Origin of the sequence: Lacticaseibacillus parahuelsenbergensis, from assembly GCF_030770265.1 — a bacterium.
Lineage (GTDB): Bacteria > Bacillota > Bacilli > Lactobacillales > Lactobacillaceae > Lacticaseibacillus > Lacticaseibacillus casei.
Genome location: NZ_CP132482.1, coordinates 2,280,658 through 2,306,517 on the forward strand (window position 1 = coordinate 2,280,658; position 25,860 = coordinate 2,306,517).

The following is a 25,860-nucleotide window of genomic DNA, read 5'->3' on the forward strand; positions in this document are numbered from 1 at the left end:
TTTGCTGATAATAGTCTATTTAGCTTTTTTTAGATGACTGTAAGATTCCACATAACTAAACTCTGAGTTTGCTTTTATATTTTTCCAAATATCGCCCCCTACCCTTTGTAACGCATTTCCAATTTTATCAGAGGTTGTTTGTATACCCATAAAGTTACTGCCATATAACTTGTCAAAACCAAGACTAATTAACATACCAAGACCTATCCCGCCCATTACTGCTAAAGTTGCTGGACCACCTATAACCCCAGCAAAAAGGGAAGCTACAGCATGTTCGCCCAAATATGTTGCAGCGGTATTTATAGCGAGAGATACCCCATTATGCACAATCGCCTGGCCCAAATTCTTATGCTCATTCATTATATCGTTAGCCATACCCAAACCTGTCGTGGCCATTGTGATCCCTCCGCCAATCTTACCGTGACCCAGCTTTTCTCCGAGGTCTGCAAGTGTCTTCCCGCGTTGGGCAACTTTGGTACCAACATCTCTTGCAGGATCAACTGTGTCTGTCATCGCAAAACCGGGGTCACCCGATGCTGTTTTCGGCCCCATTGTCGCGTTCTTCATGGCGTAATTCGATCCGAGGTACTCCTGTAACAAACCGACCATCTTCAAGTACTCTCTAAAGTCACTGACGTGCCCTTTCTCTAGAAGAGAAACATAGCCTCCCCAATCCAGATGATGCTGTTTGGCAAACTCTTTTTCGCCTCGCAAACGCGCGGCTTTCTCTGTCTTAACTTCTTCAAGTTGCCGCATTTTTTTATCCCGCGCTTGTACGAGGTTTCGATAATCGGTATTGCCAACGGCGCTGTTGAACTTAGAACTTCCGAAGGCCAGTCCCTTAATCTGGTTGGCCGCATTTAGTTTGGACTGGGTAGCCGAAACCAGATCCTGAAGCGCGCTCAACCCGTCGAATTGGCTTTCAAAGTTATGCACCCAATTAATGGTGTGCGTCAGCACTTCGTTCGTGTCGGATAATTCACGAGTGAACTCACTGTGGCTCGGCATCGAGATATCAACGATATTATCGATGCTGGTGTAGATACTCCGGGTTTTGCTATCAAGACTGTCTTTATCCTGGGCCAGTTGATCCAGTCGGCGCTTGAGCGAACTGAGCGTGTCCTCATCCAAGACCGCACTCTGACTATGTTCTTCAACCGTTGAAGCGAAGCTTTCAATTTCTTTGGTGAAGCCATCAACCAGTAACTTGTAAGCATCACGCATCGCGACACTGATCGGCAGGTGAATGTTATTCACGTCATCGGCAATCGCGTCACCGACTTTGCCTTCAAGCGCTTTAGAATCAGCGATTCGAGCGAATGATACGCTTGAATCATCGAGTTTCTTCGATAAGGCCTTCACTTTGTCCGCGAAGGTGTCCTTAGCTTCGTGAACCTCGCTCATATCAATGTGAAATCCCATTAACCCTCATCTTCTTTCCTGTCTTGAATGGCGCCAACATATTTCCTTGCCGCCTCACTATCCATAAACGCAGCGGATCGTTTATTCAAGGCAAGCTGATTGGTCCGTAATACCTTCTCTGAAAAGTCATGTTCGAACTGATTGGCAGGCCCCATCATCTCAACGCGTTCAATCATCATATTCGTGATAAAGAGCGGATCCCTATGCGGAACTTCCCCGTACGGCCAGAACCTTGCCAAATAATCAATTAAATAGTTGGAAAACTCCCCCTCAAGGGGAATCTTGCGACTGGTAATCACCACTTCAAGCGGCCGATCCACAAACGGTTCGGTCAGCTCTGAAGCCAAAAGATCTTTATCGAGGATCAACACCGTGCCGATCGGATAAATGGGACTAAACACCGCATCAACACAGCCTAGAAGAAACATAAAATCATTGCCATTTAAGCTAACGTGTTCGTTGCCCTTGACGATTTCGATTTGATCGCCTTGATAACGAAACCTGAAGACCATATCATCGCCAACTAAGGTTTTATACGTATAGGCATCGGCACCCTTAGCGAGACTCTTATACAACCGACGCAATTGCTGGCCACTGTTACCCAGTCGCATCAGGATATTAAGCAGCTTTTCATCAACGACCGTTTTAGACGCAAAATCGTGGTTTGCCATTAACTCCTGAAGCATCTTCTGATTGTCTAACCTGACGGTATCTGCCATTACTTGCTCCTCCGAACACTAGCATGACTGATTGCCTGGGCGTCTTGTTCGTCATTGGTCTGAATCTTTTTACCGACATTTAGCATCTTGGTCGTATCGTTCATCGCATAGACTGTATACTGCTTCAAAAGCTGCCCGAGGACGGCTTCTTCATCATAAAGGGCCTTAAAATTTCGACTGGTGGTTTTCGAAACTTCGCTGCCTTTTGCCGGCGCCACCGCTTCATTGTCACTAGCGGCCTGACTGACCACTTTAGACCATTGATCCGATGAATAACTGATTTTTCCTGCCATCGTCGTCCCTCCTATTCCGCTGCAAGCTTCGCAAGCTGCTCGATTAGTTGGCTAACCTCCACCACGTCAGTCTGTATTTCCTACAGTCCGGTCTTGGTGTTGATGCCTTGGATCGTACAATTTCCAACAAATTCCGAAGAATTCCAAACAGTACATCCTATGTAAAGAAGCCCTCAGACCTCTCCCCGCTTAACGTCTTTAGGTAACTTTTCAACCAGTGACGGGTAAACCTTATCAAAGGCCGCTTCTTCCTCGTCAGAAAAGCCTTTAAAGAAACAGTGGTCAATGTTCTCTTGGTTAAAGTAGATCATCTGGTCATTGAAGATACCGGCAGGATACAAGCAAGCAACGTAATCATAGAACTCCTTGCCTTCGTCACCGTTCGTCACAACGCCGCGACCAATGATCATGACTTTCTGGGTGCCGTCTTTAAGCGTTACAATCGAACCTAGCGGATACAAGTGTGGCATGATATCACTCCTTAAAGTTTTATTCACAAAACCAAAACATAAAAAGGTTCTTATCGTGAGAGCTTCTCAATCTTAAGAACAATATATGTTACGTCTTCACGAAAACAATAACTAGTAAGACCCAGTAACGCAAACATCATCATACCAAACAATAGAACGTAGGCGATATTTGTGCTTGCCTGTAATATAAAGAAGAAAAAAAACAGTAAACAACTCCAAACGATTATCGCCATTAAAGCTTGCTTTAGTAAAGGCTTAATCCCTTTCACGGAAAAACGAATAGTAAACTGCCTCTTATCATTTAATGAAACTCCCCTCGAACTGATCATCTCCTCAGCTCTATGAACAAAGAAGAGCCTTAATCCGAAAGCCGCGATCAGAGAAATCATAATAAGCATGATTCGGAAGAACAGCGGAAAATGAAACAATAAAGCGTTTTCCCCGTTTCTAATGAACGCACTTATAATAATAGCAATACCAGCTATGAGCCCTGTATTATAATTTCTCTTTCGCTCCTGTCCCAAAATCTTGATCTTGTCCTCGTCGGATATGGCATAACATCTCCTTGGTATAAAACAGCCCATTATTAAAGTTAACCACGCGATTACTGGCGTTCCCATGTCAACGAGATAACTCGAGCCGTCAGATAACTCAACAACTTCAAAGTTAAAATTCGTTGAAACATATTTAAACTTAGCGCTTTCCATACATTCCCCTTTGCTTCACCAAATAAGAATCTAACATCTTAATAAACGGAAGAAATATAAGTAACGGATTCTGGGAGTTTTGCAAGTACTGGGTCTAGAAATTTTCCTATCCCATCAACAAGGTTCTTTGTCCCAAGAAAATTATGCTTATAAGCTTCATCGAATATAAGCGTTGCAGTAATACCTGCTAGCATACCTGCCACTATCTCCGGTGCCCCCGCAGTCATTAGCGCACCTACCCCCCACGTCGCTAAAGCACCAACTCCTGTCACCACGCCATTATATGCGACCGCATTTCCCAAAGTTCTGCGTTGACTAAAATAATCGTCCGCAGTCTCAATAGTGAAACCAACCCCAGGCATCCACTTACCAATTTTCTCTCCGATGCCTGCCATCTTTTGTCCATTCCTAATTAGCGCCTGTCCGAGACTAAAACCGCGCGATGATTCATCGATCATGACACCAGCATTTTTACCAGTGGTCATCAATCCGCTAGAAATCACCTTTCGTTGGCCTTCCCTGAAAACACCTTGGCCAGTAATAGAAAGCAAATCAGGCCAATTATCGACATGTCCCTTTTCATAAAACTCGCGGCCTTGTCCAACTCCCTTGATCCACTTCTTCTGCTGGTCCATCCGCCGCATCTTCTCGACCTGCCGCTCCAGACTTCCCTGCTTCTGTTTGACATAAGTCCTAAAGCTGGTGGAGAAGGCCACACTCATCAACTTGGAACTCGAGAAAGCATTCCCCACAATGCCTTCCGCTTCTCCCAACTTACTTTGGACTTTACTTTCAATATCATGAAGATTGTCCAAAGTTCCTTGTTGCCCCTCAAACTCATGCACCCACGTCTTCGTATGTTGCAGGACATCGTGTGTGTCGTTAGCTTCGTGATCAAATTTGCTGGTTGAGGGAAACGAGAGGCTGACGATGTCTTCGACATCGCGGTAAATGTTTTTGGTTTGGCTGTCCAGTTGGTCTTTCTCCTGTCGCAATTGATCCAACCGCTGACTGAGACTGTCCAGCGTATCTTCATCAATGACGGCACTGGTATCGGTTTCTTTGACCGTTGCGGCAAAGCGTTCCTGCTCTTGCTGAAAAGCCAGATCAAGTGCCCGATACAAATCAACCAAGGCCGTCGCAATCGGTAAATGGATATTGCGAATATCCTGACCGATCGCCCGGCCGGTCGCCCCTTCCAACGCCTTTGAATCGGCAACATGGCCCAAAGCAATACCACTCTGATTGATCTGTTCCGTCACTGCTTTAGCTTTAGCTTGATAGCTTTTGCCTGCTTCAGTCACTTCTTTTAAATCAACATGAAATCCCATTAGGCTGTTTCATTCCCTTCATTTTGGATGGCTGCAACTAGTTTCTTGGCCAAGGCTGAGGCCATAAATGCCGTTGACAGTCGCCCTTCCACCAACTGATTCGTGTGCAGAATGTTCTCTGAAAATCCATCGGCAAATTCATCTGTCGGCCCTAACTGGTCGACTCGTTCGATCATCATATTTGAAACCATGAGCGGATCCGTTTCCGGCAATTCCCCATACGGCCACAGTCGTGTGACGTAATCAATAAGGTAATTTTTATAATCACCTGATAAAGGGATCTTCCTGCCAGTAATCAGGACTTTAAAGTCCTTGTTCTCAAATGGTTTGGAGATTTCAGGAGCAAGCATTTCCTTATCCAGAACCAGGACGGTACCAAGGGGTAAGACGGGCGCATACACCGCATCGGCTGATCCCAAAAGAAATAAGAAATCATCCATTGCGAACTGTTTATTCATAGTTGCTTTATGAACCGTCACTTGTTGGAGGTTATGATTAAACCGAAATTCGATTGGACTACCAAGCAACGGTTTATAGGTGTATGCTTCGTTTTTTTGAGAAAGAGCGTGGTAGACATTTCGTAGCAGTTGACTAGTATGTCCGATTTGGACTAAGAACGACAATAGCTGGTCATCTACCTGAACCTCATCGTCAAAGGTATGTGCCGTAAGCAGTTCGCGCAACATTTCAAGATTGTCATTGCCTTGTCCTTTATCCATCAACGACTCCTCCTGTCATTCACGCCTGCCATAGTTTCGCGCGCATCCGCTTCATCGTCGGCCTGCTTCTTATGGCCAACACGGCTCATCTTTTGGGTGTCTTGTTCCGCATATTCACGGTAACGCTGGACTAATGTTTGAATCGTCTCTTGCTCGGTGTACAAATTCCGGAAATTTGAAAGGGTTGTTTTCGAAATTGAACTGCCTTTTCCCGGTGCAATTGACGAGTTGCCATTCGATGCTTTGGCTACAACCGACTGCCATTCATCTGATGAATAACTGATTTTCCCTGCCATCATGGCACCTCCTAATCTGTCGCCAGTTTGGCAATCTGTTCAATCAACTGACCGATCTGACTGTCCATACTGTCGGCCTGCATCTCCAACTGTCCGATTTTAGTATTGATACTTTGGATCGCATCATGATGTTTGGCGATTTCAGACTTTAAGGCACTGGTCATTTCCTGCAGGTTGCTGTCAAACTTTTCCCGGCGAGTGCCCTTGAAAGTGCTGTGGCTTGTGCTGGTCTTGAGGCTTGTTAATGAATGGGCTAGCGTTTCATATTCTTCTATCTGCGGTTCCAATTTCGACTTGGCTTCCTTCAACTTTCGGATTTTTGCTTTTGCGTCTGAAGTCGAGCTTTGTGTACTGCCAAGCAATGCTTGTAGAATGTCCATATCAGCCATCGTCTTCTCCTCCAATCAATTTAATCCGCTGATAAGCGCGACCGATAAAGAAGTTGTCTTCATCGTCTGCCATGATCGGTTCTTTGTAATCTGCCTTAGCTTTAATGTATTGCTGGTCGGTAATGCGTGCACCCACCATACCGGCAACCATATTGTTTTTGACATACTTGGTTGCTGCATCGAAAGCCGCATCAATCTTCCCTTTATCCGTTTGTAAGATGATGTGAATGCCATATTTGTAACCTTCACGTAAGAGATCACGCACTTTATCTTCTGATGGGACTTTGTTTTTAAAGAATTCAACAAACTCAGGAATGTAAATCAAGAAACGCTTATCTTTTGGTGCTTCTTTACGGGCTGCAAGTTCTTCATTGAATTCATCCATGATCGTGGCTGATTCATCACCATCGACAATCACATCGAACTGATCATGTTGGTCTTCCAGCGTATTGTTGACATCAATCAGATACTTCTGATAGTTCTCATCAAGCTTACTGAAGTCGGTCAACAAAGTGTCTGTAATTGAAGCTGTTTGCGATCCCAGATCGTCGACAATTGTAAAGAATGGGTGCTTATTCAAGTCGTAGCCAAGCACATCTGTCGTTTCCTTATCCAGACCAAGTGGCAATATCGCTTTGGCCAGTTGTTCATCCACAGCCGGGTTCGCAAAGAAGGCTGCTTTTGTCAGCGTCTTGGGTACCATCGGCACTGGCGCCGGCACAGAACCTTGCCAGGCTTTTGCGAGAGTTTCCACCTCTTTGTCCAGTGCATTGAGCCGTTCAATATCGGTTTGACCGGCGGCAGGAAGATAGAACTGCAAGGCAGTCACTTGATCGAGTTTGATTTGCCCACGACCAACAATTTCTTGTTGCGGTAATGCATCGCGGCCAACAACTTCCTTAGCGGCACCCTCATCAACCATAAATAGCGCAATTTTAGTTGGCACGTTGCTTAACATGCTGTACTTAAAGGTGTTGGTTCGCAAACCAGTCATAATCATATACATACCGAGACTGGCGCCTTCACGCAGGACCTGATTAATGACCAGTTCAATTGGTTCTTGTTTCGCATCTTCACGTACAGGATCAAAACCGTCTAAAACATTCACGATCAAAGGCAGCTGTTTATGTGTCTTCTCCCGATACTGTTCCAGTGACGTCACACCATTTTCTTTGAATAAGTCTTTGCGCCTGTCAAGTTCAGCAACAATTCGGCGAAGATACTTCATGAGTTTGTCGGTTTCGTCCAGTGTCACTGTGTCAGCGACATGCGGAAGTTTAGCCAGGGGCAAGAGGCCATTGGTACCAAAATCAAAGAGATTAAAGTTAAGCTCTTCAGGTGAGTTCATCTTGGCTAAGTTCAGAATCAGTGTTTGTAGCGCGGTGCTTTTCCCGAAACCGGCACTACCAAAAATAACAGTATGACTCAGCTTCTGAAAGTCCAGCACAAACGGTTTTTGTTCCTGTCTTGAAGGAATATCCAGTTCCCCGACCGCTACTTGTGTGTCCAACTGATGCTTCGCCCACTTTGTTTTGAAATCAATCGCTGGTGAAACAATTTCAGTCCCCAACGGCGGCAGCCACGGCTTATCCGGCAACACCGCATGATCGGCTTTGGCCGTTTTGGCGATGTAATCGACCACTGCGTCCAGTTCGGTGCGTTTTTCGGTGGTGTCCTGTTCCTTGACGTCATCGTTACTTGACAGGTCAGTGGTCAGGAGTTCGTACTGGCCGAGGTTATTGATGCTCCAGATGCGTTCGTCGACTTTGTTGGCTTCTTCGCTGCGTTGACCGTAAGTCGCACCGCTCCACGCACTTTGGAAGAGTTCGTAGATTTCGTTGTTGCCGACTTGCAGGTAGGCTCGGCCGGGTTCAACGATGCTGGCGGCGTCTGGCGTTTTCAGGATTTCGTTGGAGTCGGCGGCGTCTTGGACTTTGAGGGCCAGCTTGAAGCGCGAGTTGGACCAGATTTGGTCGTCGACAACCCCGCTGGGTTTCTGGGTGGCCAGGATCAGGTGCACACCTAAGGAACGACCGATGCGGGCGGTGGAAACCAGTTCGGCCATGAAGTCGGGTTCATTGGCTTTCAGTTCGGCGAATTCGTCGGAAATCAGGAAGAGATGCGGTAACGGTTTATCCGGATACTTTTGCTTTTCTTCGGGATCAGTGATGGTTTTGCCTTTTTTGTAGAGTTTGGTGTAGCCGTTAATGTGGTTGACGCCGTATTGGCCAAAGAGGCGCTGACGCTTTTGCAGTTCGGCGCGAATGCTGGCGAGGGCGCGGGCGGAACCGGCACCATCCAGGTTGGTGATGGAGCCGAGCAGATGCGGCAGGTCTTTAAACAGGTTGGCCATGCCGCCGCCTTTAAAGTCGATGGGCAGGAAGCCGACATCTTCAGGAGCGAAGTTGACCGCCAGACTGAGCATGTAGCTTTGGATGGTTTCGGATTTCCCGGAACCGGTGGTGCCGGCGACCAGTCCATGCGGGCCATGGGCGCGTTCGTGCAGGTTCAAATAAACGATATCGTCTTTACCACGTAGACCCAGTGGCACCGCCAGTGACTTGGAGGTGTTGGCTTTGGCCCAACGTGATTCGACATCGAGTTGATCAACGGATTTGACTTTGTAAAGCTCTAGGAAACTAACGGATTCGGGAATCGCATTTTTCTCGGCTTCAACGTGATGCAGGTTAGCCAAGCGCCGAATCGTCTGCGCCAGATCGTGTTGTTGCGGCAGGCGCAGCGGGGCGAACTTCTTGGCCACGTAATGGCCTTGTTCGTTCACCAGTTCCGCGGCATCCTTGTTGTCATATTTGGCATACGATGTGACGGTTTCCGGTAACATGGCTTCGTCTTCTTTGACCCAGATGACACTGACGCCATAAGGTGACATGTCTTCGGCCAGGAATTCATTGAGCTGATGGCCGTTGAGCCAGCTTTCATCCAGAATCGTCAAGACATAATGCGGCGCAAATTGAATGCCTTCATGACCGGCTTCTTTGAGTGCTTGTTTACGTTTATTGATGAGCTGGTAGAAACTGTTGAGCACCATATCCTTGGACTGGGTGTCATGAACGATGCCGCGCAGGTTCAGCGATTGAATCTGATTGTGCGGTAACCAGCGCCATTTGGCCCAGACATCTGCGTAATCTTTCTCCGGAACCAGCGTGATGAATTGCACGTCGCGATACGAATGAAAGGCGGCCAATTGCAGGTACAGCGCCTGAATGGCTTCGTTGGTGATGACTGGTCGTCCGACCAATCCCAAGGTAGTTTGATTTAATGTTGTGGTAATCGGCATATGTGCCAAGGTTTGATAATCAGCCGCGAGACTTTGCGCGCGTTTGACGAGATCGTCTTGTTTGCTATCGTTGGCCGAGCATTCCACCTTGTAACTGGCCGGCACATAGCCGGTGCCCAGCGAGAAGCTGAGAAAGTCGGCATTGTTGGTGGTTTTTTCATACAGCCGACTGTTATAGGTGGCGATCATTTCGGCAATGCTGTCGGTGGTCGGATAGTGGTAAGTGGCGGCATGACGTTGCTGTTCCGCCAGCTTGGCCAGTTTAGCAGTTTGGTTAATCAGGTAAGCTTCGTAATCGGCCGTGCGGTTCTGATGCTTTTTGCGGCTTTCTTTTTTATTGGTGAAATAGGCCGAGGCGGTGAGTCCGCCGGTGACCAGACTGGCACCGCCCATCCCGACACTCATCAAAGGATTGCCGCCGCTCAGGACACTGGTGGCCAAACTCGCCGCGACCATGGTTAGTGGTGGCAGGATGGCCCGCACCAGGCTATTCTTGGTTTCTTCACCGACCGATTCTGGCTGGTTCAGGGAAATCTTATCCGTTGGCGGGGTCAACATGATCCGCGGGCTGCGGTGGAACTTCGGAAAGTCAACCGGATAAATCGGCTGAAAGGCTTCTTCCCGGACAACTCCGGCATTCAGGCTGATATCCCGTTGATCGAAGGAAGCCAGTTTGAATTGCTGCTTCTCAACGACCAGCAGGAGACCATCGACCACCAACCGATCATAGCGATGAAGCTGGCCTTGTTCTGACGTGAGGCGGCGGTCGTTAAGGTAAACCGGCGCTTTCTTCTGGGTGACATAAAAGTCAAACTCGCCATCGGTACGGCGAACCAGGTAGACCGTTGCTTCTGTCTGATACCGAATGCCGGCAGAAGGGACATCACCAATTAAACAGTCATTGACTGGCAGCGTGGTGGTCAACAGCTGAAGCTGATCGTGACTGATGACAATGATGCCTTGTTTGTGGAGCTGCTTCACGGTCTGGTTGGTGCCGTCTAATGTCCACTGACCATCGTGTTGTTGCAGCTGGCCTTGGTTTAGGGTGACGGCGCGACTGGGATCCGTGATTTCGACATGTTCAAACGTTGGGCCATAGCTGAAAACGTCATACTGGACGGCATCACGCGGTACGATCTGGTCATCAAAGTTCGGCACAGCCGGGTATTGCTGGGTCATTGTCTTATTGAGCTGTGTTGGCATTGGCTTTGCCTCCTACTTTTTTGTCATATTTCGTAATGTTATCGCCGTATGTTTTCAGCAACTGTTGCTTCTTGGCGCCGTCAAGGTTGTTGTTGGCTTTGGTGGCATCGTAGAGTTTGGTGTAGGCATACAGGATCAGCTGATTGTCGCCAATACCTTGCGCCAGATTCAAAGCGGCTTTGAAGTCCCCGCGGCCGGTGTAAATCCAGTACAATAAGTTGTTTTCGCTGGATTTTGGCGACAGATTGCTCAGAATACCTGACTTTTGCTTCTGGGAAAGGTTATCGAGGTTGATGTAGCTGGTCGCTAAGACATAGCGGGTTGAATTGGATAAGGTTTTGGGATCGTCATTTTTGAGTGCCTGGACGGTATCCGTGTAGTCATGAATGGCATAGGCGTTTTGACTGGCAATGACGCGGTTCTGTTTGGGTAACGCCACCCCGGCCAAGTAAATCACGCCACCAACTGCAATCACGGCCAGTGTTGTCATGACAATACCCAGCCATTTGAACGTGCGATAACGACTTCTCGCTACCGGCGTAATGTCCTTAGTGTTGTCGCGGTAAGCCTGATTGAGCAGATCCGTTAGGTCATCAATCGTCTGGGCTTCGGCGATCTTGCGCACGAAGCGGTCGCGAATCTGGTCTAAGCCCTCAATCAGCGGTTCAAAGTGATACTTAGGCAGCACCGTGGCAACGACCATGGCTTTTAATTGTTTCAAGAAATCAGCTTCATTTGGCTGAGCTGGCGCCATAACCTTAGGAACGCCACGATGGGCCACGCGGAAGTCGTTGCCGTTGACGAAGATATTGTCCGGATGCATGAACGGGGTCACGCTTTGTTGTTGAAAGTCTGCCAAATGTAAGAGCCGTAAGCTTAAGGCAATCCGATCCGCTAAGCCGGCATGTTTGACAAACTGGCTTAAAGCAACAAAACCTTCTGGCACCGTGTAAACCGTCGCAAGTTCGCCCGAAGCCTGTGATGTCGCTGAACCCGCCAGCAAAACTGTCGTCGGTTGCATGAAGGCGCTGATTAATCCCAACCCATCTGGATCGTATTGATCCGGGCTTAGGGTAACGGTCACCTGATTATTTGCTTGTTCAAAGCCGACTTTGATAAAGCCATCGCTGATATTCTTCACTTTGTTTCCTCCAAGAATTCGATCTCAAACCGATCACCATCTGCAATTGGATAATTGGCAATCAACGTTCGTTCATCCATGACAAGATGCTTTGTTGTCTGCACCAGTCGCCAACTAGCCGGTAACACTAAATGTTTCGCCTGCAATATCGGCACTAACAGTTTTTTAAGCCGGGATACCGTCACATATTTTGGAACGCGGAGATCCAGTAACTGGTTCCCGGTTTTTAATTCAATGTTGATTGCTTCTTGCTTTTTAGCCATTAGCTCGCTCCTTTGTAATGCCGGAAAACCGGCGCCCCAACAAGATGCCAATCGTGACGGCAATAACTGCCCCAACACCAATCAGCGGCCATTTCAGAATCGAAAGGAGTTGCTGCTGATCGTTGTCCGTGGTGTCTACCTGGGCGTTATCCGAATTCGTTGACTTGGTGACAAAGACTTTCGCTTTAGCCTTCGTCAGAACCGCATCGGCCGTTTGCTTTTCTTTTTTCCGAAAAGCGGCTTCGCGGATCTTTTCAAGTTGTTGGTGTTGCGCCTGATCAATCTGTTTAAGGTGTTGATCTGTGCTAGGCAAGAACAAGTTCGCAGTATCTTGCGTCACAACGCCTTGGTTATTCCCATTAACTTTCTGAGTGATTGCAGCATTATCAATGTTTAAGTCCCCATCTGCGGCATGGGTAGAGACAGCGGGAAAGAGCAATATTGTTAAAGCCGTACTACTGATCATCAGTCGCTTGATCAGCTTTTTGGCTGTCTTCGTCAACAGAAACATCTCCTTTGCGATGGTAGACAAACAGGTTCAGAATAGCGGCAATACCGCTGGCTACGACCAACAATAGCGTTGCATTAAGACTTAACGTTGCACCGCCGAGCAAGGTAGAATAACCGTTTTCGACCATTTGGAATGGCGAGAAGCGGAAGATCTGGCCAATCAACGATCCTTGTTGTACGGAAACACCGATCGTAGGTGTCAGGATGAGATAAAGTCCAAACAGAATGGCCCAAATGATCAAACCAAGCGGTGAGGCTTGACGGAACAAATAGCTAAAGCCAATAATGCCCGCCATAATAATCAAGCCAGTGAAGAGCCACCATGCCGTTACATTGGTCATTGGCAAGTTCATTCGACTGATAAACGCAAATCCACCTGCAGCAAATGCACTCACGACAATCAAAATAGCAGTCGGTTTGATGTTGGCAGTCACAAAGTTACCGCGAAGTGCTAACGCATTGTTCTTCAACTGACGCCGCTTGCTGCTCCAACTAAATAACCAAGCTGCCAATAACATGAGCAGTGCGGTCATGATCGTTAGCATATAAGCGACTAATGAGTTGCCATGGTCTTTTGAACTCTTATCGGCAACCCGTAATGGACTGGCGAGAAAATCAAAAACTTTTGGATTACCGGTCTGGCCATTATGGGCATTACTAAAGACCTGATTGAATCGCTTAACATAGTTAGTGTTGCTCGAGAGTTGTTTATCAGCTGTTTTGGCAAGCTGTTCGGTATTTGATGCCGCTTTGTTGGTGTTGCTTTGTAAGCTCTTGAGCTGCGAGGAAATACTATTAATCTGATCGTGTAAGCTGTTAATCTTCGCAGCATCTTCGGTAATAGAGGTTGCGGTCTTAGTTGAATTATCAGCGAATGAATGGAATTTCTGATTTAGGTCTGCGCCTTTGATCGTATCAAAGTAGACGGATTGGCCATCGTTGTCATTGCCTGCTTGCTTTTGCTCGATCTTTTTGGTCGGCTCAACTCGCCAGCTAGCGTGTGCGGCATTAACTGCCTTTTGGGCTTGGTTAAACCAGTCAAATAGCTGGTTGTATTGGATGTTGATTTGATTAGCTGCCGGTAGATGAGCCAGCATCCAGGTCAGACTGTTGGTTTGATCATCACTGCCAATGGTTTAGGTTAGCTGATCGGATAAGTCCTGATTTTTCGCTAACAATTGGTTCATTTCCGTTCGCAGACTCTTCAGTAACGCTTTTTGCGTGAGGGCGATTAGAGCCTCTCGTGAGAACTTTTTATAAAGCGAACTATTGTCGGCCAGAATGTCCAAATGCTTGTCTTTCGCTTTATTCGCCGCATCTGCTAACCAGTTAACCTTTTCTGTGTCTGCGCCTTTTGTCGGGCTGTAGACTGCCGCAATCGCTGTGGCGGTTTGCGTCAACTGGGAAGTCTGGCCAAGCACCATTTTCATGAAGTCAGGCAACTTATCAGCCGGTAAATCAGCAATATATTTTGTTAACGTGAAGTCATAAGTTTGCGCACTTGGTGTCTTCTGCTTGTCGGTTGCTTCAGTGGTATATGCGAAGAGGCAGTCAGCAGTCTTGTAAGGAGTTGTTGAGTCGAGCTTTTCCTGCCAGGTCATCTTGGGATGCAGTGTAACCGTTGCTTGGTTGGCCGGTTTGGCTGGATTGGCACTTGGCCTGCCGTCCGGCTTGGTGGTTGCCGAGGTACCAGTCTGCTCTGTTTCCGATGACGATGATGAAGCAGAGGACGAGGACGAAGATGATGACGAAGACGAGCTGCTTTCAGCTGATTTGTCATCTGAACTGCTGACAGATTCTGCAGTCGTTGCCGCTGCTTCCGTAGTCGTCTGTGCTTTAGTTGTCGACTCAGGTGTTACAGGCTTACTTGGCTTCTTATCCGGATCTGTCTTATCTGTTGTCTTAGTTTGCGTTAAGACAATGGTCTGCTGGCCATCCAACTTAGCGGTTAAATTTAATTTTTTGGCACGAATGACCTGATTCACTTGATTAAGCAGTTCTTGAATATTGTTAAGCTTAACGGAGGTACCGCTCTTTAGCGGGCTAAACGTAATTTTGCCAGGCGCACCATCCGTTAAGGTTACTTGCAAACTACCTTCATAATCCGTCTTGCCTGAGGCTTTCGACTGATCGCCAATTAGATTTTGATCCTTTAAATCAATCTTCTGGTCATCAGCTTCTCGTTGAACAACCGTGATTTGGTTCATGTAATTCTTATAAGTGTCGTCATCCAACAAGTGTTGATTCTTGAACTGTGTCAACAGTCGTTTAAGTGCTGGGGCTGGAATTGTCTGCAGATCGTGTTTGATTGAATCAAAGTAAGTCATTGGAAAATTCTGATCAGCCATCTTCATCTTCTTTGACAAGGTGGCTGCTAAGGCAAGGTTAAGATCGTCGTCCGATGCCTTGGCAACATTAAAATTAGGATCTCCGGTGTATTGTTCGATAATGGCCCGGCGCTGATCAGCAAGCGATTTTTTCGTGGCTTGCGCCTGGTTAATCTGGTCTTTGATACTGTCTTGAATCCGAGTTTGATTCTTAGCAAAGCGGTCGCCAACCTGATGTAGCTGCCCTAGCAATGCCGAAGTCCCTTTTTTACCGCCGAGGTTGTTCATCTGAGCATTCATGGTTTTATTCAACGCGTCAAACTGCTTTTGATAGCCAGTTTCATCATTCTTGGCTTGCGCCTTAATGTCTGCCTTGATATTAGCCTCATTGATTTTGGTAATCTTTTCCTGAAACGCGATATAGTCGGACAGCGTTAAGGCGTTTTCCTGCAGCTCTTTAGCATTGCTGTGCAACAAATCGGTTGTCAACTTGGTGAAATTGGCCTGTTGCTGTTCCCAAGAATCGGATTGCTGCAACATCGCATTGTTGTCGCTCAATGCACGCGTAAAGCCTTCTGCTGTGGGATTGAGTGGGCTCTTAACCTGTTGATTCAAAGTTGTGAGATTAACGCTATCGCCATTAACGATGTTTGTCGCATTCTGTTGCGCGTTAAGGAGGTTGTTCAAAACGCTTGAGAAGTACATGCTGACAACCTTTTTGTTGAACGTGAACATCAATTCGTTAACCTGACTGGAAAGTTGCGTTGCACTGATGCGATTTTGGTCAGGCCGAACTTGATAGCTAATATCTGCCTTTTCAGGTGAGGCAGCCTGTAGCGACAACAATTTACGGGAAAAATCAGGCCGAATGGTGATAATGGCGTCATAATTACCGTTTTCAAAGCCAGCCTCGGCAATATCGGCCGAAGCAGTCTGCCACTGACTGGTCTTGTCTTGATTAATCAAGTCAACGAAATCATCACCAAGTCGATATTTTGTCTGATTAAAGCTTGCGCCTTCATCCTGATTAACCAAGACATATCGCAAACGCTGACTGCTATCCACCTTACCAACATTCGGATCCTTTAAGCCTATGTATACTAAGCTGATGATGGCCAGCATCGATAGTACCGTTGCCGGAACCCATGCCCATCGCCAAAATTTATTTCTCATGTGCTTGCCTTTCTCCTCGTCGCCTCTGAGCCACGTAACCCCTTGAATAACACCCGTTTTCAGGTAATGATAAAAATAGCGCTAGTTCGGCTGCAAAGCCTCCCTAACGCCATAATTACTACTAATTCAGGCCAAAGCTCTTTGCATCTGCTGCATCGCGTTCTTGAACGGTCTGAGCATATTTCTTTAGCTGGCTGTTGATGTTGGTTAACAACTCTTCAAACTTTTGAACCTGACTTTTTAATTCTTGGTACTGAGCTAAGTATGCTTCAAAAGCGGAGCCCTTCCATTCTTCATGAATGGTATTGTTCATCTGTTCCACTTTTGCAATTTGTTCCTGGATACCGTCGCGAGCCTGTGTGTAAACTTCTGCTTGCGATATGAGTTCTTCTGGTGTTACTGAAATCTGGGCCATAATTGACACCTCCATTTAAGATATTGTTATATTACCATAACGTTATATTAGTTTACAACATTTATTTTTAAATTCCATTAATATTTTCATGGATATTTTTGTCACTCAAGCTGTTTAAGTGCTAACCAACGCGGCCTTGTTGCCTTTACGCAGGGCTTTATAAGATTTTATAGAGCTTAATAAGCTTAAAAGGTGCATAAAAATAGCTGAAAATCCCTGATTTTCAGCTAGGCTAAATCGTTATATTTATTCTCAATCGTGAATATAGATTAGAGCCAGATTCCCAACCACAACGTCACCAACAGCGCCCCACCAAAGCTCAAGAGCGAACGAATGGTAAAAATAAAAGTTTTGTCTTTACTAGGCGAAGCGGTATAGGTCCGTGTGTTGTGGAGCACCAGTGGCCACGTCGCCAGTACCAGCAAACTCCAAATCGGCAGGATGCTCGTAACGATGCCAAGTAATAAGGTGACAAAGGTGGTAAACGGAATCAGCCGGTACCAACGCAAGGCACGCTTTTTCCCGAGGTAATAGGGCAATGTGTAGCGTTCATTTTTCACGTCTTGTTCCAGATCGGCGATGTTGTCGGCAAACATGACTGCCGCGTTGAGGATGACAATCGGGAGAACGGCGATGAATAACTGCAACAACCACCCGAGATTCAGTGAAAACGCAAATGTGCGGCGGCCCAAGACGAGATCCAAAGGTTGCGGTGCCTGCATGTTGATTAGCACGGCAATCGTGAATGTGCCGAAGCCTTCGACGATTCCGGCCAGCAATTCGCCAAGTGGGAGCCGGGATAAGGGAATCGGACCAAATGTATATAAAATGGCGATGCCAACACCAACGGCACCGATGACCAGAAGGCTGAGATTCGTGCGCATCACAAGAAGCAGGCCAAGAACGACACTCACTAATAGCATCAGAATCGTCAACGCCAACATCCCCCAAGGTGAAAGATGCTCGCGGCCGATGATATTTTGTTGTTGCTGATAACTATGGTCTTTGGCTTTGAAGTAGTCTTGCACGTTGTTGAAGCCAGTGACAAACAAAGCAATGGCGAGCTGGGCAAGACCATAAAGCAGGCTGTTGACCCAGGAAAATTGCTGAAAAGCCCACGCGGCGTAACTAATACCTAGCGCATACGGCAGCATGCTCGCGGCTTTTGCCGGTAAGCGAATAAATTCAAGGAACAGCGGCCAGGTTAGGTGTTTGTATGGTTGCGTCATAACAAGACCCCCATTCCCAAGCCGAGGGTTAATAAACCATTTTCCAGAACCAGGTTCACGACAGCGGTGTGGAACGTTCGCGGCTTGCTTGGGTCGCGAATAAAGCGATGGACGTTGCGAATGACCAATGGCCACGCCAACTCAATCAGCAATGCCCAGCTCGGCAAGGCGCCAAACACAACTGCTAACAAGACCGCGAGGAAACCGACGTAGGCTAACAAGGCGTAAACCCGCGGCGCCCACCAGTGACCCAGGTACATGGGCAACGTATGCCGGTGGTTCCGCTCATCTTCCTCTAAGTCAGCCATGTTGTTGGCTAGCATGACGTTGGCAATGGTGGCCATTGGCGTAATGCAGGTCAAGCCTAAAGCGATGATGGCAATAAAATCGCCGCGCAAGACGATGGTCGGCCACCCCCAGTCCAGTGCGATCAATTTTCCAGGGGCAATATTAATATAAGTGGCAATCACCGGAATGCCCAAGCCCATCACGACACCGGAAAAGATTTCTCCCAGTGGCAACCGCGACAATGGCAACGGTCCCCAAGTATATAAGATACCAATTGCAAAACAGGCCATCCCCATTAACAACACAAGCCAATCAGTCCGCACAACCAAAATAATTCCAAGCAGCGAGGCGCCTGCCAGCATCCCGATAATGATTCGGCTGACTAACTTCGGATTTAACTTTTCCCGCCCGATCACATTAACGGCTTGCTGATAATGTTCATCTTTGGCTTTGCGATAATCCATCAAGTTGTTCAGCGCGGTAGTCATCATATCAAAAAGCAACATCGCCACCAAGAATAACCCCGTGTTCACAGCATTAAAGTCGTGAAAGTAACTCACTGCAAATAACGTACCAATCGCAAACGGCAAAATACTTGCCAGTTTCGTGCGAATTTCCACCAATTCCAAGAAAATCGGCAGCGTCATCGACTTCCCCCTTTAACGCGCTCGCCAGCCCAGAAACTGCGCCAGTTCACGCTCTACTTCTTTAAACTTGCCAGCGTGTATCCGGAATTTTTGAACAGTTTGAAACTGTCTTTCAATCCCGAGCTGACGTAAACTTTTTTGTCTTTGGTGACAAAAATGGCATCGGCATATTTCAGCTTTTCGATATATGCCATCCCATCGACTAGCCCCTTATCAAACGTCGCGGTTGACAGAGCATCGCCGTCGACACTTTTGTTGGTGACGATCGACACGCCCATCAGTTCATTGTCAAACGGGTAGCCGGTTTTGGGATTCATAAGGTGCATATAAACTTTACCATTAACTTTGAGATAGCGCTCGTAGATTCCGGAAGTTACAATTGTTTTGTTACTGGCAGGCAAAGTGCCAATGGCCGTTCCCCGTGGCTTTTTCGGATCCTGAATGCCGACATTCCAGTCTTTCTTCGCATCCTTGGGGCTCTTACCCATGACGAAAATATTACCGCCTAAGTCAATAATAGCCGTGGTGACATGTTGTTTCTTGAGTGTCTTAACGACTTCATCGGTGATGAACCCCTTCGCGATGCCGCCAAGATCAATGGCCATGCCTTTTTTCTTCAGGTAAACGGTCTGTTGCTTCTTATTAAGAATGACATCTTGGTAATGCACCAACGGCAACTTGGCATCAATTTCGCTTTGCACCGGTTTGCGCGCATCGGCAAAGCCAATGTGCCACAGACTGGTGATCGGCCCAATTGCCAAATCAAACGAGCCATTGGAATTCTCGCTGTAGTGTTTGGCCGCCGCGATCACGCGATAAACACTCGGCGTCACGTGAACCGGCTTGATCCCGGCGTTTTGGTTGATCTTATCAACTTCCGACCCTTTTTGATTGACCGTCAGCTGATCGGCCAACTGTTGAACCCGGGAAAAAGCAGCATCTAACGCCCCTTGCTTGCCCTTGTCATAAATTTTAACTGTAACAACCGTACCCATCAAAAACTGGGTATCCGAATAAGGGTCGCCTTCGACCAACGTGCGCTTCGCTGCAGGCTTGCCGGAACAGGCAGTCGCTACCAATGTCAGCAGCATCAGTAAAACGACGACAACTCTTTTCTTCATATATATAGTCCTCCAATTAGTCGCAGAGCCATTATACGGGGTTTTGTAGGCATAAGAAAAGAACCTGCTCAGAAGAAGTATTCCGAACAAGTCCTTACTTAAGCTATTAGACTAACAATCAGTCCAAACGCTTCGATCGTGAAACCAACAAATTAGTTGTTGTAAACAATGTTGTCAACTTCGATCTTGTTCGTGTTGCCATTTTGTGCAGCATTGACCAGTTGATCAGCATATAAGATGAAGGTATCGGAACTGTGGGTCGCGCCGGAAACCACATCAACCTTGGCTGGTGACTGCTTGGCAACCAACGACTTATTCAGTTCCGGAATGTATTCCTTCGGGCCAACCTTGTTGACTTTCTTCATATTAGCTTCGTACTTGGTATCAAGTGTCTTGGACTTGCCATCTTTATTAACATTGTCATAGTTACTTTGCGTAATCTTGCCGTCCTTGACGGTGATGGAGAAGGTAACCCGATAGCCATTGAAGTAGTTCTTTTCTTCAAGGGTGTAGGTACCGTCTTTCATCTTGCCGGTATTGTTCACTTCAATCGGCTTGGTGTCACCGGCTTGGGCAGCCTGAATCAATTGTTGTGCATAGTTCTTGAAGGTCAGGCTGGAGTCAGTCGCACCTGAGATCACATCAATTGCCCCAACATTTGTCCCGTTCTTCTGGAACGACTTGTTCAATTCAGGAATATATTCTTTTGGCCCAACCTTAACCTTGGACTTCATTGATTTTTCATAGGCAGCGTCCTTGGTCTTGGATTTACCATTCTTGTCAACGTAGTCATACTTAGTAGAAGTAATCTTCCCGTCTTTGACTGTCATGGCCATTTCAACTTTATAGCCATGGTCATAGCCGGTTTCATTCAGCTTGTAAGTACCATCCTTCAGCGGACCGCCGGCAACTTGCTTTTGGGTTGATGACTTCTTCACCACTTTGCTGCTGGAAGCCTTACTGCTGGACGAATTTTTGCTGCTTGAACTACTGCTGCATGCACTTAAAACCAAAGTGGACAGTGCAACAACGGCTGTCCCCGTCACAACTTTACTTAACTTCATGACATTTACCCCTTTTGCAGTTCATTACTGCGATATTGTGTTCTCAATCACATATTTAGTTTAGCCAGTCAAGTCAAAAAAATCAACTAAACTCAGGTATTATAAGCGCTTTCTCATTTTCTTAGATTGGTTGCGAAAACGTATTTTTGTGTCTTTTTACACAAAAATGTCCGGATTTGGAAAAAGAGAGCTAGAACGTTAGACATTAAGCGAAATTAAAGGCTATAATGACTTGGATACATACTTCACAAAAGTATGGATATTGCAAATGGTAAGGAGTGTTATGCATGGCGAAAACCAATATCGTCGTGGTTGGCGCGGGGTTTGCCGGGGTTTATGCGACAAAGCACCTGGCCAAGCACTACAAACGCAACAAAGACGTGACGATCACGCTGATCGATCGCCACTCGTACTTCACTTATGTCACCGAACTGCACGAAATCGCAGCGGATCGTGTTCCGGAAGATGCGATTCAATACGATTTGCAGCGGCTATTCAATCGACGTAAGAACGTCAAGATTGTCACCGATAACGTGACAGGTATTGACCGCGATAAGAAGGAAGTGGTCACGGAAAACGGCCGCTTCCCTTACGACTATGTGATCTTGGGGATCGGATCACAGCCAAATGATTTCGGAACACCAGGCGTTGCCGAACACGGTTTCACTTTGGGTAAGTGGGAAGACGCGATTCGGTTGAAGCGCCACATTGAAGATGTCGTGCGGCGCGGTTCCGAAGAACACGATCCGGCTAAGCGCAAAGCTCTTTTGTCCATTGTCATTGTCGGTTCCGGCTTTACCGGTACCGAAACGATTGGCGAGCTGCGTGACTGGCGCGATACCCTCGCCAAACAGTACAAGCTAGATCCGAACGAAATCCAGTTTAGCCTGATGGAAATGGCGCCGACGATCATGAATATGCTGGATCGTTCAGACGCGAACAAAGCCGAACGTTACATGGAAAAACGCGGCATCAAGGTCATGAAGAATACCGGCGTTGTCGGCGTTCATGAAGACCATGTCGATCTGAAAGACGACTCCACTTTTCCAACCTGCACGCTGGTTTGGACAGCAGGGGTCAAGGCAACGGATCAAGCCAAAGATTTCGGCTTGAAGCAAGGTCGTGCTGGCCGAATCCTGGTTAAGAACAACATGGAATCGCAAGACGATCCAAGTATTTACGTTGTCGGCGATGTCTCACTGGTTGATCAAGACGGCACCGGCCGCGGCCAACCGCAAATCGTGCAAGGCGCCGAAGCAACCGCTCATACTGCCTTGACCAACATTGAAGCCAAGCTGGAAAACAAGGACCAGATTGAATATAAAGCCAACTATTCCGGCTTCATGGTCAGCTTGGGTTCCAAGTATGGCGTTGCCAACATTATGGGCTGGCTGCATCTCTCCGGTTTCTTTGCGATGTTGATGAAGCACTTAGTCAACATGCTCTACTTCATCCAAATTTATTCCGGTTATTATTTATTCCAATACTTCATGCACGAATTCTTCCGGACCCGCAACGAACGTAATATGTTCCGCGGCCATCTTTCCCGTCAAGGCAACGTACTATGGACGGTACCTGCCCGGCTCACGTTAGGCGCGATGTGGCTGATCGATTGCTGGCCGAAGATTCAAGGCAAGGAGTCATGGTTCATTGATAAGCTGCGCCTGCCATTTAGTTGGCTGCAGCCAGCCGCAACCAGCGGTGCTTCTGCCGCCGGTGCCGATGCTACCAGTGCCGCTTCCGGTGCGGCAGCCGGTGCGGCCAAGGCCACCAAGACTGTCTTTTCACTTTCTTATCAATATGGGAATGATCCGATGATGGTCTTTGATAAGATGCCGAACTGGTATTACAGCATTACCAAGACCTTGATTCCTAACCAGCAAGTGGCGTTCTTCATGCAAAAAGCGATGACGATCATGGAAATTCTGATTGGCCTCGCCTTGATTGCAGGTCTGTTCACTTGGTTAACCTCGGCAGCCACCATTGCTTTTGTCGGTGTGTTCTGCTTAAGTGGCATGTTCTACTGGGTCAACATTTGGATGATTCCGATGGCCTTTGCCTGCATGAACGGCTCCGGCCGCGCGTTCGGGCTTGATAAATGGGTTGTCCCTTATCTCCAGAAAGTCTTTGGCAAATGGCGCTATGGAACACCGCAATCACTTTACGGTACCGATGCACTCAAATAATTGTCACGATAACGCGTTTACCGGCGCAGAAGACTCTGGGTGGATTTTGCCTAGAGTCTTTTTTCAAGAGCGGGAAGCTGCTGCGGCCATGTTCTGTGGGGTGCAGTGCTCCCCGTCCTTGACGTTCACGTCCATCTTTTCATTGACCGATTCGGACAACTTGATTTTTGTTAGATTGGAGCTTGACTATGAAACGGCCGAATACGTTCAAACGCTATCTTAAAATGATTCGCCCTTTTGACTGGATCATTGTCGGCGGCCTGTTTCTTGCAGCCTTCATCCCCTACCTCATCTTCGGCATTCAGGAAAATCAGCAGCAACAAGAAGCCTCGCAGCGCGTTTTAACAGCCGTGGTGACCCATGATGGCCACGAAGTCTATCGGAAAAGGTTAACCGGCCACACCGGCACGACCCAATTCACTTATCGCGCCAAAGACGGCGACTGGAATAAGATCGAAGTTCAAGGTGCCGGCGTTGCGATTACCGAAGCCAACTGTCAGGATCAGGTTTGCGTCCGTCGCGGCCGAATTACCAAACCCGGACAAACCATTGTCTGCCTGCCGCACAAGTTGTTGATTGAAATCAAATCCAACAAAGGCGGCAGTAACAACACGGGAGGTATGGTGACCGAATGAGCATTTATAAAGCCGACCGCACCCGGCAATATATTTATATTGCCTTGCTCTGTGCCCAAGGCGTCATTATCGGCTTACTGGAGCGCATGATTCCCTTCCCGTTTGCGTTTGCACCCGGTGCCAAACTAGGCTTAGCCAACCTTATCACCATCATCTCGCTGTTTACGATGTCCATTTCGGATAGCTTCGTCTTGCTGTGGCTGCGCCTTTTGCTCACCACTTTGCTAGGTGGAACCCTCTCAACGTTCCTATACAGCGGGGCCGGGGCCCTCTTGTCTTGGCTGGGAATGCTGCTCATCAAACAACTCGGTGAAAAACGCGTCAGCATGATCGGCATCTCGGCCGCTGGTGGCATTTTGCACAATGTCGGCCAGCTACTGGTGGCATCGTTGATCGCCCAAAGCTGGACGGTGATGCTCTACCTGCCGATCCTGGCGTTTATGGGCATTCTCGCCGGCATCGCAGTCGGCATTGCGGCTAATTTCCTTTTTGAACACATTGATATCTTACGTCGCCTGCGCTACGACCGAAGCAAGCGGCGTAAAAAAGGAGGATGTTAACAGCACTCAAATATGACGAACCATATGGAATTAGGCGGTACAACATGGACAGAATAATTAAGTGGAAGCTGTCCGTGTGTTCAAACCAAGTTAACTAGCGAAATGTATTGACAAGAGCCTGAATCGGTACTGTATGATGGTTCTTACCAAAGTTCCGCTAGCTAGCCTCGGGTTGAACGGCTTACTCTGAGCTTCCTCTCAAGTGGCGTTTAACCAGCTAATTGAGAGGAGGTGACAACTTTTGATTAAAATGCATAAGATTAAACTCTATCCCAATGCAACCATGCGGCGTGAACTGGAGCGGTTGTTTAACTATCGCCGGTTTTGCTGGAATCAAGCCCTCGAAACGTGGAATGCCATGTACGATGCGTCCCTAGTGATGGCCGATAAAACTTTGCGTCCTAATGAACGCAAAGTGCGGGACGAACTGGTCTGGAACAAAGCCGATTTGCAGTACGAACAGTCAGCCCGAGTTTTGCAGCTTGCTGTAAAGGATCTAGGTAAGGCATGGAAGAACTACTTCAATCCAAAGATGCCAGATCACGATAAGCCCAACTGGAAATCTAAGAAACGATCCCGCAAAACGTTCAAAACGGATCGGGCACAACTTGTGAATGGCAAGTTACGTTTAGATAAACCTCATGGTGCTGGTGCCTGGTATGACATCAAACTGGCTGAGCAACTGCGCTGGCAAGGTCAGCTTAAACAGGTATGTGTCGTTCAAGACGCTGACGGTTACTATGCCTCCTTTTCAATTGAGGTTCAGGCTTCCGTTGAAAAGCGACCGGTTCTAACTGTCACTGGGGTTGATGCCAATATCGGCAAGTTTGACTATCAAACGTCAACCGGCTATGCCACTCAACCCACCTTGCCTGAACGTCTGCCACCACTTTACGCCCGCATTGCTCATTATCAGCGCCAATTAGCCCGCAAACGGAAAGTAAATCCCAAGCATTTTAACTCCGCGGCTTATCGCACAACGAGAACCAAGTTGAAGCGTCAATACCAACGAGTTGAACGGATTCAAACGGATTTGCTGCAAAAGTTTACGACGATGCTCGTCACTGATTATGACCTCATTGGGATTGAGGATCTGGATAATCACCACATGCGTATGAACAAACGTCTCGCCAAGAACTTGCATCGATCCTTGTTTGGCAAGTTTAAAGTGATCATGCAGTACAAGGCTGACTGGTATGGGAATACGTTAGTGCTGGCGGATAGGTTTTACCCTAGTACTCAGCGTTGTTCACGATGCGGTTATGTGAAAACCGCTGATGAACGCATCACGCTGAGTGGCAACTTGAAACATCGGACTGGTCACGATGACTATCATTGTTATCAATGTGGCGTGAAGTTGCGGCGAGACGAAAATGCCGTTGAAAATCTTGTGGCTTATGCGAAATCGAAGGTTACGGGGTAGGCTATACCCTTAAAGTTCAGGAGGCGGTCAC

24 protein-coding genes are annotated in these 25,860 nt (G+C 47.4%); 4 read left to right on the forward strand and 20 right to left on the reverse strand.

Translation table 11 applies throughout. From position 1 onward, the window contains the following. Positions 1–15: 15 nt before the first annotated feature. The 20 genes from LACPH_RS10625 to pplA form a co-directional block, all read right to left on the reverse strand. Positions 16–1,422, reverse strand: a complete 1,407-nt coding sequence (locus LACPH_RS10625; RefSeq protein ID WP_306386884.1) for a T7SS effector LXG polymorphic toxin — start codon at positions 1,420–1,422, stop codon at positions 16–18. After that, positions 1,422–2,141, reverse strand: a complete 720-nt coding sequence (locus tag LACPH_RS10630; RefSeq protein WP_306386885.1) for a DUF4176 domain-containing protein — start codon at positions 2,139–2,141, stop codon at positions 1,422–1,424. Before LACPH_RS10630 ends, LACPH_RS10625 begins: the two co-directional genes overlap by 1 nt. Further along, positions 2,141–2,434 (reverse strand): hypothetical protein, encoded by a 294-nt coding sequence (locus LACPH_RS10635; protein WP_306386886.1) that lies wholly within the window; start codon positions 2,432–2,434, stop codon positions 2,141–2,143. The genes LACPH_RS10630 and LACPH_RS10635 overlap by 1 nt, the downstream gene beginning before the upstream one ends. 173 nt (positions 2,435–2,607) lie before the next feature. Then, entirely contained in the window at positions 2,608–2,904 is a 297-nt protein-coding gene (locus LACPH_RS10640) for a DUF4176 domain-containing protein (protein ID WP_306386887.1), read from the reverse strand. 50 nt (positions 2,905–2,954) lie between these two features. Beyond that, positions 2,955–3,611 (reverse strand): DUF443 family protein, encoded by a 657-nt coding sequence (locus LACPH_RS10645; protein ID WP_306386888.1) that lies wholly within the window; start codon positions 3,609–3,611, stop codon positions 2,955–2,957. Between the two features lie 38 nt (positions 3,612–3,649). Further along, a complete protein-coding gene (locus tag LACPH_RS10650) occupies positions 3,650–4,942 on the reverse strand; it encodes a T7SS effector LXG polymorphic toxin (RefSeq protein ID WP_306386889.1) in 1,293 nt (430 codons plus the stop codon). After that, a complete protein-coding gene (locus tag LACPH_RS10655) occupies positions 4,942–5,661 on the reverse strand; it encodes a DUF4176 domain-containing protein (RefSeq protein ID WP_306386890.1) in 720 nt (239 codons plus the stop codon). Before LACPH_RS10655 ends, LACPH_RS10650 begins: the two co-directional genes overlap by 1 nt. Then, entirely contained in the window at positions 5,661–5,957 is a 297-nt protein-coding gene (locus tag LACPH_RS10660) for a hypothetical protein (RefSeq protein WP_306386891.1), read from the reverse strand. The genes LACPH_RS10655 and LACPH_RS10660 overlap by 1 nt, the downstream gene beginning before the upstream one ends. 11 nt (positions 5,958–5,968) lie before the next feature. After that, on the reverse strand, positions 5,969–6,346 hold the full coding sequence (locus tag LACPH_RS10665) for a YwqH-like family protein (RefSeq protein ID WP_087912664.1): 378 nt from the start codon (positions 6,344–6,346) through the stop codon (positions 5,969–5,971). Then, positions 6,339–10,847, reverse strand: coding sequence for a type VII secretion protein EssC (gene essC, locus LACPH_RS10670; RefSeq protein WP_306386892.1), 4,509 nt, complete (start codon positions 10,845–10,847; stop codon positions 6,339–6,341). The genes LACPH_RS10665 and essC overlap by 8 nt, the downstream gene beginning before the upstream one ends. Next, positions 10,828–11,988 (reverse strand): type VII secretion protein EssB, encoded by a 1,161-nt coding sequence (gene essB / locus LACPH_RS10675; RefSeq protein ID WP_306386893.1) that lies wholly within the window; start codon positions 11,986–11,988, stop codon positions 10,828–10,830. Before essB ends, essC begins: the two co-directional genes overlap by 20 nt. Then, positions 11,985–12,251 (reverse strand): EsaB/YukD family protein, encoded by a 267-nt coding sequence (locus LACPH_RS10680; RefSeq protein ID WP_306386894.1) that lies wholly within the window; start codon positions 12,249–12,251, stop codon positions 11,985–11,987. The genes essB and LACPH_RS10680 overlap by 4 nt, the downstream gene beginning before the upstream one ends. Then, positions 12,244–12,753, reverse strand: coding sequence for a type VII secretion EssA family protein (locus LACPH_RS10685; protein ID WP_306386895.1), 510 nt, complete (start codon positions 12,751–12,753; stop codon positions 12,244–12,246). The genes LACPH_RS10680 and LACPH_RS10685 overlap by 8 nt, the downstream gene beginning before the upstream one ends. Next, positions 12,707–13,858, reverse strand: coding sequence for a DMT family transporter (locus LACPH_RS10690; RefSeq protein WP_306386896.1), 1,152 nt, complete (start codon positions 13,856–13,858; stop codon positions 12,707–12,709). The genes LACPH_RS10685 and LACPH_RS10690 overlap by 47 nt, the downstream gene beginning before the upstream one ends. A gap of 39 nt (positions 13,859–13,897) precedes the next feature. Further along, positions 13,898–16,261: a type VII secretion protein EsaA gene (gene esaA, locus LACPH_RS10695; RefSeq protein WP_306386897.1), complete on the reverse strand. Its 2,364-nt coding sequence runs from the start codon at positions 16,259–16,261 to the stop codon at positions 13,898–13,900. Positions 16,262–16,382: 121 nt separating this feature from the next. Further along, positions 16,383–16,676, reverse strand: coding sequence for a WXG100 family type VII secretion target (locus LACPH_RS10700; protein ID WP_075761008.1), 294 nt, complete (start codon positions 16,674–16,676; stop codon positions 16,383–16,385). Positions 16,677–16,945: 269 nt separating this feature from the next. Next, a complete protein-coding gene (locus LACPH_RS10705) occupies positions 16,946–17,905 on the reverse strand; it encodes a UbiA family prenyltransferase (RefSeq protein WP_306386898.1) in 960 nt (319 codons plus the stop codon). Further along, on the reverse strand, positions 17,902–18,840 hold the full coding sequence (gene menA, locus LACPH_RS10710) for a 1,4-dihydroxy-2-naphthoate polyprenyltransferase (RefSeq protein WP_306386899.1): 939 nt from the start codon (positions 18,838–18,840) through the stop codon (positions 17,902–17,904). The genes LACPH_RS10705 and menA overlap by 4 nt, the downstream gene beginning before the upstream one ends. Before the next feature lie 53 nt (positions 18,841–18,893). Continuing rightward, entirely contained in the window at positions 18,894–19,961 is a 1,068-nt protein-coding gene (locus tag LACPH_RS10715; RefSeq protein ID WP_306386900.1) for an FAD:protein FMN transferase, read from the reverse strand. 152 nt (positions 19,962–20,113) lie between these two features. Continuing rightward, entirely contained in the window at positions 20,114–21,025 is a 912-nt protein-coding gene (pplA, locus tag LACPH_RS10720; RefSeq protein ID WP_049171243.1) for an extracellular electron transfer flavoprotein PplA, read from the reverse strand. A 287-nt stretch (positions 21,026–21,312) separates the two neighbouring features. Here pplA and LACPH_RS10725 point away from each other — a divergent pair, with 287 nt between their 5' ends. The 4 genes from LACPH_RS10725 to LACPH_RS10740 all read left to right on the forward strand — a co-directional run bounded on the left by LACPH_RS10725 (position 21,313) and on the right by LACPH_RS10740 (position 25,829). Continuing rightward, entirely contained in the window at positions 21,313–23,211 is a 1,899-nt protein-coding gene (locus tag LACPH_RS10725) for an NAD(P)/FAD-dependent oxidoreductase (protein ID WP_306386901.1), read from the forward strand. Between the two features lie 188 nt (positions 23,212–23,399). Then, on the forward strand, positions 23,400–23,846 hold the full coding sequence (locus LACPH_RS10730) for a NusG domain II-containing protein (RefSeq protein WP_049171238.1): 447 nt from the start codon (positions 23,400–23,402) through the stop codon (positions 23,844–23,846). Beyond that, positions 23,843–24,406 carry a Gx transporter family protein gene (locus LACPH_RS10735; RefSeq protein ID WP_070650316.1) on the forward strand — a complete coding sequence of 188 codons (564 nt, stop codon included), beginning with the start codon at positions 23,843–23,845 and terminating at the stop codon, positions 24,404–24,406. Before LACPH_RS10730 ends, LACPH_RS10735 begins: the two co-directional genes overlap by 4 nt. Before the next feature lie 241 nt (positions 24,407–24,647). Then, positions 24,648–25,829: an RNA-guided endonuclease InsQ/TnpB family protein gene (locus LACPH_RS10740; RefSeq protein ID WP_306386902.1), complete on the forward strand. Its 1,182-nt coding sequence runs from the start codon at positions 24,648–24,650 to the stop codon at positions 25,827–25,829. Positions 25,830–25,860 lie beyond the last annotated feature (31 nt).